The 10,539-nt window shown below is 70.2% G+C and carries 11 protein-coding genes and 1 pseudogene; 9 read left to right on the top strand and 3 right to left on the bottom strand.

What is annotated here, in order from left to right:
• From ESP51_RS19675 to ESP51_RS19700, 6 genes are all read left to right on the top strand, one after another.
• Nucleotides 1-933: ABC transporter permease (locus ESP51_RS19675; RefSeq protein WP_422386866.1), on the top strand; the 933-nt coding region annotated here is incomplete at its 5' end.
• Complete coding sequence (locus ESP51_RS19680; protein WP_129522565.1) at nt 930-1,748, top strand: ABC transporter ATP-binding protein; 819 nt, start codon at nt 930-932, stop codon at nt 1,746-1,748. The genes ESP51_RS19675 and ESP51_RS19680, both read left to right, overlap by 4 nt.
• Nucleotides 1,748-2,554: an ABC transporter permease gene (locus ESP51_RS19685; protein ID WP_129522566.1), complete on the top strand. Its 807-nt coding sequence runs from the start codon at nt 1,748-1,750 to the stop codon at nt 2,552-2,554. The genes ESP51_RS19680 and ESP51_RS19685 overlap by 1 nt, the downstream gene beginning before the upstream one ends.
• Before the next feature lie 69 nt (nt 2,555-2,623).
• Nucleotides 2,624-3,781: an ABC transporter substrate-binding protein gene (locus ESP51_RS19690; RefSeq protein ID WP_129522567.1), complete on the top strand. Its 1,158-nt coding sequence runs from the start codon at nt 2,624-2,626 to the stop codon at nt 3,779-3,781.
• A gap of 73 nt (nt 3,782-3,854) precedes the next feature.
• The gene (locus ESP51_RS19695) at nt 3,855-5,195 is read left to right on the top strand and encodes an aspartate aminotransferase family protein (protein ID WP_129522568.1); all 1,341 of its coding nucleotides are present in this window, start codon (nt 3,855-3,857) and stop codon (nt 5,193-5,195) included.
• Between the two features lie 66 nt (nt 5,196-5,261).
• Complete coding sequence (locus ESP51_RS19700) at nt 5,262-6,746, top strand: CoA-acylating methylmalonate-semialdehyde dehydrogenase (RefSeq protein ID WP_241843276.1); 1,485 nt, start codon at nt 5,262-5,264, stop codon at nt 6,744-6,746.
• A 4-nt stretch (nt 6,747-6,750) separates the two neighbouring features.
• Here the strand turns inward: ESP51_RS19700 and ESP51_RS19705 are convergent, their stop codons facing one another.
• The 3 genes from ESP51_RS19705 to ESP51_RS19715 all read right to left on the bottom strand — a co-directional run bounded on the left by ESP51_RS19705 (nt 6,751) and on the right by ESP51_RS19715 (nt 9,128).
• A complete protein-coding gene (locus ESP51_RS19705) occupies nt 6,751-7,233 on the bottom strand; it encodes a CinA family protein (protein WP_129522570.1) in 483 nt (160 codons plus the stop codon).
• Nucleotides 7,234-7,329: 96 nt separating this feature from the next.
• Nucleotides 7,330-8,151, bottom strand: a complete 822-nt coding sequence (locus ESP51_RS19710; protein WP_129522571.1) for an enoyl-CoA hydratase/isomerase family protein — start codon at nt 8,149-8,151, stop codon at nt 7,330-7,332.
• 59 nt (nt 8,152-8,210) lie between these two features.
• Nucleotides 8,211-9,128 carry a LysR family transcriptional regulator gene (locus ESP51_RS19715; RefSeq protein WP_129522572.1) on the bottom strand — a complete coding sequence of 306 codons (918 nt, stop codon included), beginning with the start codon at nt 9,126-9,128 and terminating at the stop codon, nt 8,211-8,213.
• 137 nt (nt 9,129-9,265) lie between these two features.
• Here ESP51_RS19715 and ESP51_RS21210 point away from each other — a divergent pair, with 137 nt between their 5' ends.
• The 3 genes and pseudogenes from ESP51_RS21210 to ESP51_RS19725 form a co-directional block, all read left to right on the top strand.
• Nucleotides 9,266-9,388 carry a hypothetical protein gene (locus ESP51_RS21210; protein ID WP_277871104.1) on the top strand — a complete coding sequence of 41 codons (123 nt, stop codon included), beginning with the start codon at nt 9,266-9,268 and terminating at the stop codon, nt 9,386-9,388.
• Between the two features lie 172 nt (nt 9,389-9,560).
• Nucleotides 9,561-10,115, top strand: a complete 555-nt coding sequence (pyrE, locus tag ESP51_RS19720) for an orotate phosphoribosyltransferase (RefSeq protein ID WP_129522574.1) — start codon at nt 9,561-9,563, stop codon at nt 10,113-10,115.
• Nucleotides 10,115-10,539, top strand: a pseudogene (locus ESP51_RS19725) (hypothetical protein); the annotation flags it as partial. The gene pyrE and the pseudogene ESP51_RS19725, both read left to right, overlap by 1 nt.

The following is a 10,539-nucleotide window of genomic DNA, read 5'->3' on the forward strand; positions in this document are numbered from 1 at the left end:
CCCGGAGACGCGGGCGCCCGCGCGGCACCACCGCGGCGTGCCGGCACTGGCCGCGCCGGCCGGGCCCGCGGATTCGCCACGTGGATCTGGGGCCTCGCGGGCATACTCGCGATCGCCCTCCTCTGGGAGGGCTACAAGCTCGTGGGTCCGGCCAACGGCGTCGAGGTCGGCGACCTGCGCATCATGCCGCGCACCACCGATCTCGCGATGCCCCACGTGTGGGACATGCTCGGCCGCCTCTTCGAGCCGGTCACGCGAGCGGATGACGCGTTGCCGCTCTGGGCTGCGGTGGCACTCGCCGCGCTCACGACCCTGGGCATCGCCGCAGCCGGGTGGCTCGTCGGCGTCGTGGTGGGCGTCGGCCTCGCCCTCGTCATGCAGCGCTGGCGCATCGCCGAGTGGGGCCTCCTCCCCTGGATCGTGCTCAGCCAGACGGTGCCGCTCATCGCCTTCGCGCCGATCGTGAAGAGCTGGGGCTCGCGCATCGAGATCGGTGCGTTCGAATGGCAGGACTGGATGTCGGTGGCGCTCATCGCGAGCTACCTCGCGTTCTTCCCGATCGCGATCGGCGCCCTCAAGGGGCTGCAGTCGCCCGATCGCATCCACACCGAGCTCATGGAGACCTACGCCGCCGGCTACTGGCAGACCCTCGTGAAGCTGCGCTTCCCGGCCGCCGTGCCCTACCTCCTGCCGGCCCTCCGGCTCGGCGCGGCGAACGCCGTCATCGGCGCCGTCGTCGCCGAGGTGTCGACGGGGCTGCAGGGCGGCATCGGCCGCATCCTCATCCAATTCGCCGGTCAGGCCTCGGGTGACCCGGCGAAGGCATGGGGTCCGATTTTCGGCGCGATCGTGCTGGGACTCGTCGCCGCCGGCTCGGTGGCCCTGCTCGGGGTCATCCTCTCGAACTACCGACGAAACGAGGAACACGCATGAGCACCGCCGTCGAGATCATCGGGGTCGACAAGACCTTCGACACCCGCTCGGGCGCCGTGCAGGCCCTCACCGGAATCGACCTCACCGTCGAAGCCGGCGAGTTCGTCTCGCTCATCGGGCCGTCGGGCTGCGGCAAGTCGACGCTCATGCGGCTCATCGCCGACCTCGACGAGCCCACGGCCGGCACCGTCGAGGTGTTCGGCAAGGGCGCACGCCAGGCGCGGCTCGACCAGGAGTACGGCATCGCGTTCCAGTCGGCGGGGCTCCTGCCGTGGCGCACGGTCGCCGCGAACGTCGCGCTGCCGCTCGAGCTGCACGGCGTGGCATCCGCTGCTCGCAGCACTCGGGTGGCCGAGCTGCTCGACATGGTGGGCCTCGCCGACTTCGCCGACCGCTACCCCGACCAGCTCTCGGGCGGCATGCAGCAACGCGTCGCGATCGCCCGCGCGCTCGCCGAGCAGCCGCGGCTGCTGCTCATGGACGAGCCCTTCGGGGCCCTCGACGAGATGACCCGCGAGAAGATGCAGTCCGACCTCGTGCGCATCTCGGCCGAGACGGGCGCGGCGGTCGTGTTCGTCACGCACTCGATTCCCGAGGCGGTGTTCCTCTCCGACCGCGTCGTCGTGATGTCGCCGCGGCCGGGGCGCATCCAGGAGATCGTGCCGATGCGGCTCGGCGCCGACGCGGCCCGTGCGGCCCGCACCGAAGAGCTCCGCGAGGAGCGCGCCTTCTTCGACATGGTCACCGCCGTGCGCGAGGCCCTGCACCAGGGCGCGCCCGTCGGTACGGCCCCACGCGGACTGGAGAACCGCTGATGGCCATCGCGACCGCGACGCGCATGGGCCCGAAGACCGAGACGACGTTCCGCATCGTCGCCCCGGTCGCGGTGGGCGTCATCGTGCTCGGGGTCTGGCAGTTCCTCGTGACCGTCGTGGGGGTCTCCGACTACCTGCTGCCGAGCCCGGCATCGATCATCGAGGAGTTCATCCAGTTCTGGGAGTCGATCCTCTCGGCCTCGATCCTCACCGGCTCGAACGCGCTCATCGGCCTCATCGTCGGATCGCTCGTCGGCATCGCGCTCGCCGCACTCGCCGCCCGCTGGCGTGCGGTCGACCAGATGAGCGCCCCGGTGGTCGCCTCGCTCGCCGTCATCCCGATCGTCGCGCTCGCGCCGGTGCTCAACTCGATGTACGGCGCCGACAGCCAGTTCGGCCGGCAGGCGATCGCCGCCCTCGCCTCGTTCGTGCCCGTGTTCATCAACACGCTCCGCGGATTCCGGCAGACGACGCTCGTGCACCGCGACCTCATGAAGGCGTACGCCGCGAGCTCGGGCCAGGTGCTTCGCACGCTCACACTGCCGACCGCGCGGCCGTTCATGCTCACCGGCATCCGCATCGCCTCCTCGCTCGCCGTGATCTCCGCGCTCGTCGCCGAGTACTTCGGCGGCCCGCGCGGCGGCCTCGGCGGGCTCATCTCCACGTCGGCCGCGTCGAGCGCCTACGCCCGCGCGTGGGCCTACGTCGTGGCATCCATCGCCCTCGGCCTCCTCTTCTACCTCGTGACGCTCGGCCTCGAACGGATGCTGCAGCGCCACGCCCCTCAGGCGCAACGACGCCCCTGACGCCAGACCACCACGGCCCCGGCCCTGGCGGACCGCACCAACACCGCACCGCAACACGAAAGGACCGACATGAACCACAGCAGACGTCGCTTCGCGACGATCGGCGCCATCGCCCTGTCGGCGGCGCTCGCACTCACCGCATGCGCGGCACCCGGCGACGGGGGCGGCGACGGCGGCGACGGCAACGGCGGTGACGAGCTCACGCAAGTGAAGCTCCAGCTGCAGTGGCTGCCGCAGGGCCAGTTCGCCGGGTACTTCGCCGCGCAGGAGCTCGGCTACTTCGAGGACGAGGGCCTCGACGTCGAGATCATCCCGTCGGGCGGCGACATCGTTCCGCAAGACGCGCTCGCGAACGGCGACGTCGACTACGCGATCGCCTGGGTGCCGAAGGTGCTCGGCTCGATCGAGCAGGGCGCGAACCTCACCAACATCGCGCAGATCTTCCAGCGCTCGGGCACCCTGCAGGTGTCGTGGGCCGACTCGGGCATCGACTCGGTGGCCGACTTCGAGGGCAAGAAGATCGGCTCGTGGGGCTTCGGCAACGAGTGGGAGATCTTCGCGGCCATGGCAGCAGAGGGCCTCGACTCGTCGACCGTCGAGATCATCACGCAGGACTTCAACATGAACGCCTTCCTGCAGGGTGACATCGACGCGGCCCAGGCGATGACCTACAACGAGTACGCACAGCTGCTCGAGACGGCGAACCCCGACACCGGGGAGCTCTACCAGCCCGACGACTTCAACGTCATCAGCTACGAGGACACCGAGGGCGCCATGCTCCAAGACGCGATCTGGGCCGACACCGAACGACTCGAGTCCGATGAGGAGTACCAGGAGACCACGGTCAAGTTCCTGAAGGCCGTCATCAGGGGCTGGGTCTACGCGGCCGAGAACCCCGAGGAGGCGTCGGAGATCACGATCGGCGAGGGCTCCGGATGGGGTCCGAGCCACGAGCTGTGGATGGTCAACGAGACGAACAAGCTCATCTGGCCGTCGCCGAACGGCATCGGCATGATGGACGAGGCCGCCTGGGAGGCCACCGTCGCCGGAGCGCTCAGCGCCGTGAACGAGTCGGGTGCGAGCCCGATCACCGAGGAGCCGCCGGCGACCGCGTGGACGAACGAGTGGATCCAGCAGGCGCTCGACGAGCTCGAGGGCGAGGATCTCGACCTCACGGGCGAGGGCTTCGAGCCCATCGAGGTCGAGCTCACCGAGGGCGGCAACTAGCGAGCGGATGCCGCGGCCGGCGGCGTCCCGGTCGGCCGCGGCATCCATCACACACACGAAAGGCACCGACGCCATGACCGAGAACGTCACCGAAAGCCTCACCGAGAGCCTCGACGAGCTCGCCCGCGAGCTCGACCGCGCCCACGTCTTCCACTCCTGGTCGGCGCAGGCGCAGCCGTCGTCGCTCGTCGTCGCGAGCGGCCTCGGATGCCGCGTCTGGGACCACGCCGGCCGTGAGTACCTCGACTTCTCGAGCCAGCTCGTGAACGTCAACATCGGCCACCAGCATCCGGCGGTCGTGCAGGCGATCCGCGAGCAGGCCGAGCTGCTCACGACGATCGCCCCGGCGACGGTGAACCTCGCGCGCGGCGAAGCGGCCAAGCGCATCGTCTCGCACGCGCCATCCGGATTCCACAAGGTCTTCTTCACCAACGGCGGTGCGGATGCCAATGAGAACGCCATCCGCATGGCCCGCTTGCACACGGGCCGCGACAAGATCCTCTCGACCTACCGCTCGTATCACGGCAACACGGGCGCGGCGGTGGTCGCGACGGGCGACTGGCGGCGCATCCCGAACGAGTTCGCCCGCGGGCACGTGCACTTCTTCGGCCCCTACCTCTACCGCTCGGAGTTCTGGGCCGAGACGCCCGAGCAGGAGTCGGAGCGCGCCCTTCGCCACCTCGAGCACGTGATCCTCGCTGAGGGGCCGTCGTCGATCGCCGCGATCCTGCTCGAGACGATCCCGGGTACCGCCGGCATCCTGACTCCGCCGCCCGGGTACCTCGCGGGCGTGCGCGAGCTCGCCGACCGGCACGGCATCCTGCTGATCCTCGACGAGGTCATGTGCGGCTTCGGCCGCACCGGACGCTGGTTCGCCTTCGACGGCTACGACGTGCGCCCCGACCTCATCACCTTCGCGAAGGGCGTGAACTCGGGCTACGTGCCCGTCGGCGGGGTGCTCATCTCCGACCCGATCGCGGCGACGTTCGACGAGCGGGTGTTCCCCGGCGGGCTCACGTATTCGGGGCATCCGCTCGCCATGGCCTCGATCGTCGCGGCGCTCGACGCGATGGAGTCAGAGGGCATCGTCGCGAACGCGCGCGACGTCGGCGACACGGTGATCGGTCCGGCGCTCGACGACCTCGCCGAACGGCACGCGGTCATCGGCGAGGTGCGCGGTGTAGGCGTGTTCTGGGCGCTCGAGCTCGTTGCCGACCGCGAGACCCGCGAGCCGCTCGCGCCGTCCGCCATGGGCCGCATCAAGTCCGCGCTCGTCGGGCGAGGACTCCTGCCGTTCGTGATGGACAACCGAATCCACGTGGTGCCTCCATGCATCGTCACCGCAGATGAGGTCGCCGAAGCCATGGCGATCTACGATGAAGTATTGAGCACCGCACTCGAAGGAGAGGGCTGACTCATGAGCCAGACCACATCAGCAGCACCGTCCACCGGAACCGAAGCGAAGGCCGCCGAGGCGACCATGGTCGAGCACTGGATCGACGGGGCATCCGTCGCCGGCGACTCCGAGCGCACCGGCCCCGTCTACAACCCCGCCCGGGGCGTCGAGCAGAAGCGCGTTCGCTTCGCGTCGACTGACGACGTCGACACCGCCGTGCAAGCGGCGGCTCGCGCGTTCCCCGGCTGGCGCGACACCTCGATCGCGAAGCGGCAGCAGATCATGTTCACGTTCCGCGAGCTCCTGAACTCGCGCACCGACGAGCTCGCGGCGATCCTCACGAGCGAGCACGGCAAGGTGCTGTCGGATGCCGCGGGCGAGATCGCGCGCGGACTCGAGGTCGTCGAGCTCGCGTGCGCGATGCCGGGCTACACGAAGGGCGAGCACTCCGAGAACGTCTCGACGGGCATCGACGTGTACTCCACGAAGCAGCCGCTCGGCGTCGTGGGCATCATCAGCCCGTTCAACTTCCCGGCGATGGTGCCGCTGTGGTTCTTCCCGCTCGCGATCGCGACGGGCAACACCGTGGTGCTGAAGCCGTCCGAGAAAGATCCCTCCGCGGCGATCTGGCTCGCGCGGCTCATGCAGGAGGCGGGCCTGCCCGACGGCGTGCTGAACGTCGTGCACGGCGACAAGGTCGCGGTCGATGCACTGCTCGAGCACCCCACCGTGCGTGCGATCTCGTTCGTCGGCTCGACGCCGATCGCGAAGTACATCTACGAGACGGCGGCACGCAACGGCAAGCGCGTGCAGGCGCTCGGCGGCGCGAAGAACCACATGCTCGTGCTCCCCGACGCCGACCTCGACCTCGCCGCCGACGCCGCCGTGAACGCCGGCTTCGGCTCGGCGGGCGAGCGCTGCATGGCCGTCTCGGTCGTGCTCGCGGTCGACACGATCGCCGACGAGTTCGTCGAGAAGGTCGCCGAGCGGATGTCGCGGCTCACGATCGGCGACGGAACCCGCGGTTGCGACATGGGCCCGCTCATCACGCGCGAGCACCGCGACAAGGTGGCCGGCTACCTCGACGTCGCCGTCGACGACGGCGCTTCGCTCGTGGTCGACGGACGCGGCGTCGAGATCGACGGCGAGCCCGACGGATTCTGGCTCGGCCCGACGCTCGTCGACAAGGTGCCGACCTCGTCGAAGGTGTATCGCGACGAGATCTTCGGGCCCGTGCTCTCGGTCGTGCGCGTCGACGGCTACGAAGAGGGCGTCGGCGTCATCAACGAGTCGCCCTACGGCAACGGCACGGCGATCTTCACGAACGACGGCGGTGCCGCTCGGCGCTTCCAGCGTGAGGTGACGGTCGGCATGATCGGCATCAACGTGCCGATCCCGGTTCCCGTGGCCTACCACTCGTTCGGCGGCTGGAAGGACTCGCTCTTCGGCGACGCCAAGGCCTACGGCCCGCGGGGCTTCGACTTCTACACCCAGGAGAAGGCGATCACCTCACGCTGGCTCGACCCGAGCCACGGCGGCCTGAACCTCGGGTTCCCGCAGCACGACTGAGCGGTCACGCAGACGGCGGCAGCGCATCGCGCAGCAGTTCGAGCGCGGCGCGCACCGTCTGGTGCACGACCTCCGACGGGTCGCCGTCGAACTCGAAGCGCTCGTCGTGAGTCGCCCCGCGCACGGTGACGGCGGCGAACACCGTGCCCGGCGGCACGCCGTCGGCGGGCTCGGGGCCGCCCACACCCGTCACCGCGACCGCGGCATCGGCGCCCAGCACGCGGGCGACGCCCGTGGCGAGCTCGCGCGCGCATTGCGCCGACGTGACCGATTCGGCCGTCACCCCGAGGAGCTCCCGCTTCACGTCTTCGGCGTAGGCGACGACGCCCCCGCGGAACCAGTCGGATGCGTCAGGCCCCGCTCCGAGCGCGTTCGAGAGCGCGCCGCTCGTGAGCGACTCGGCCGCCGCGACGGTCAGCTGCGCGGCCTGCACGCGTCGGGCGATCTCCGCGGCGATTCCCGCGAATTGCTCTGCCGGGTCCTGCATCCGCACCTCCTCATCTCGTTTCGTTGTCAGGGAGCTCCGCTGGAGTGAGCTTGTTCGCGTGGAGGCATCCGCTCCGTGCACTCCAGCCGAACACCGTCACTCCTGCGCGGGCGCAACATCGCTCGCAGCGCGTGCGCGTGCGGATGAGGCCCTCGCGAATGCAGCAACCGCGGCTCGCGCGTGCGGCGACTCGAACGCGGCCCCGATCGTGCGGGCCTCGTCGTCGAGCGCCTCGCGGAAGGGGCGACCGAGTCCCGACCGCATGAGCCGCTTCGTCTGACCGAATGCGCCGGTCGCCCCGTCGAGCCACGACGCGGCGATCTCACGGGCGCGACCGTCGAGTGTTTCGGGTGCCACGACCTCGGTCACGAGTCCCCACTCGAGTGCCTCCGTCGCCGAGAGGGTGCGCGAGGTGAGGGTGAGCTCGAGCGCGCGCCGAGTGCCGACGGCCTCGGGCAGCAGGGTGCTGACGCCGCAATCGGGGGTGAGACCGACATGCGCATACCTGCTCGCGAACGTGGCGCGCTCGGAGGCGACGATGACGTCGGCGACGAGCATGAAGCCGAGCCCGCCTCCGGCGACCGGGCCCTGCACCGCCGCGACGATGGGCTTCGTGCTCTCGCGGAGCACCCGGTGCCCGTCGTGGATCAGGTCGGCGAGGCCGGTGATCACGGCGTCAGCGTCGGGCTGCCCTGCCGCGAGTTGCGACATCGCGAGCACGTCTCCACCGGCACAGAACGCGCGACCGTTCGCGTCGAAGAGCACGGCGCCGATGTCGTTGCGCTCAGCGATCTCGTGCGCGATCGACCGCCACAGGCGGATCGCGTCGGGGTCGACGGCGTTCAGTCGTGAGGTGCGGTTGAGCGTGACGTGCGCCAGCCCGTCGGACACCTCGAACAGGATCGCGTCATCGCCCATGCTGCCGAAGTGTACCCGGCACGACCGTGACGCGAGATTCCGGTCGCCGGGAACGATCGTTATGCGGCCGCGCGCGCGGACTCGAGCCGCGCGGCACGATCGACGAGCACGTCGAGCACGGTGCGCACGGCGAGGCGCTCCGCGACATCCGGTCGCACGAGGGCCACGATCTGGCGAGCGGATGCCACGCCCCTGAGCGGCTTCAGCACGATGCCGGCCGATACGGGGCCCGACGTGTAGCGCGGCACGAAGGCGATGCCGAGCCCCGCCTCGATGAAGGCTTCCATGATGCGCATGTCGCTGAACCGCTGGCTCACCTGCACCCGCGACCCTGCCTGTTGCTCGACCTCGTGCAGGATGCGCTCGAACGGGTAGCCCATAGGGACCCCGAGCCAGGTCTCGTCGACGAGGTCGGCCGCCGTGACGTGCGCGCGGCCCGCGAGGCGGTGGTCGGCGGGCAGGCCGATGTCGAGCGGCTCGGTGAGCAGCGGGACGGCGCGCAGGCCACGGCCGCCCCATGGGAGCAGGCCCGGCATCGTGTGGGCGAGCACGATGTCGTAGTCGCCCGTGTGATCGGCGAACTCCTCGAGCTCGGGGTCGAGGTCGGTGCAGCGCACGGTGAGCCCGGCGACCTGGGCCAGGTCGATGAGCACGCTCGGCAACAGGGTCGCACCGATCGTTGGGAAGGTGAGCAGCGTGACCTCGCCGCTCGGATGGTTGCGGAATTCGTCCCACAGCGCTGCGGCGCGCTCCAGGGCGATCGCGATGTCGGCGGCGCTTCGAGCCAGTGCCTGGCCCGCGCTCGTCAGCACGATGCCCCGCCCGCTGCGTGCCGTCAGCGGCATCCCGGCCTCGCGCTCGAGCACTTTGAGCTGCTGAGAGACGGCGGAAGGGGTGCGACCGGTCGCGTCGGCGACGGCCGTGACGCTGCCGCGCTCGGAGAGCTCGCGCAAGAGGTCGAGTCGATGTACGTCCATGTAGCCAGCCTAAACTATTCATGAAGAACTATGCGATTGTGCTGAATGGTTATTCGCGGTTCAATGGAGAAGTCGAACACGTGCAACGGCGCAACGGTCGCTCGACCAGCCCATTTCATCTTCGAAAGGAAATCATCGTGTTCACCGCCATCCTGCTCCTCGGCGTCGTCTCCGTCGCCGCCATCTCCGCATCGATCTTCAACGCGGGCCGCGACGGATACCGTCGCCTCCCGAAGGAGACGTTCGCGCGCACCGTCTAGGCGCCGCGAGCCCGGGGTCGCAGTCCCCGAGCGCAGGGCCGCCGCGCGGGGGAGGGACACCCCGCGGGGCGGCCCTTCGTCGTCGATGTGAGCTTTCGTCATGCCCGAGACATCCGATCCTGCTCTCACGGCGTGCGGGCCGTAGAGTATTCGGGTGACCATTCGAGAGCCTCTGGACATCACCGACGCACGTCGGCAGCTCATCGACCACATCTCGGCCGATGCGGTGTTCCACGGCGACTTCACCCTGACCAGCGGCAAGAAGGCCTCGTACTACGTCGATCTGCGCAAGGTGAGCCTCGATCACCGGGTCGCTCCGCTCATCGGGCAGGTCATGCTCGACCTCATCCACGACGTGCCCGGCGTCTCCGCCGTCGGCGGCATGACCATGGGCGCCGACCCGGTCGCCGCGGCGATCCTGCACCAGGGCGCGGCTCGCGGCCTCGCCTACGATGCGTTCGTCGTGCGCAAGGAGCCCAAAGACCACGGCCGCGGCAAGCAGGTCGAGGGCCCCGACCTCGAGGGCAAGCGAGTGATCGTGCTCGAAGACACGTCGACCACGGGCGGCTCGCCGCTCAAGGCGATCGAGGCCCTGCGGAAGGTCGGAGCCGAGGTCGCGGCCGTCGCCGTCGTCGTCGATCGTGCCACCGGCGCGCGCGAGGTCATCGAGGCCGCCGGCGTGCCATACCTCTACGCGATCGGCTTGGAAGACCTGGGCTTGGCCTGATGAACGCTGACGGGCGCGACACGAGCGGCACGGAAGGGGGAGCAGACTGGCTGCTCGCCCAACTCGCCGCCGGGCGCCCGCCCGCCCGCAACGAGCCCCCCGTCGTGCCGCCTCCCGTGCCGCCTTCCGAGAGGCGCTCGGCGTCGACGCCACCGGTGGTCCCGCCGCCGCCACCGACGCCTGAGCGCACTCCCGCCCCTCGCCGCGAAGAGGTGCTCGACTGGTTCTCGCTCGCCGACTCTGCTCCATCGGCGACGGATGCCGCAACGCGGGCACTCCCGATCGTCGGCGCGCCGCTCGATCGCGGCCCCGCAGCCGAACCGCCCGCTCCCCAGGAACCGGCCGCGCCGTACGCTCCCGCCGGCCTGCCGTCGTGGACCCCGCCCTTCGCGGTCGGGCGTCCCGCTGCTCCGCCGGTGCCGCC

It is taken from the genome of Agromyces albus, from assembly GCF_004134825.1.
Taxonomy (GTDB): Bacteria; Actinomycetota; Actinomycetes; order Actinomycetales; family Microbacteriaceae; genus Agromyces; species Agromyces albus.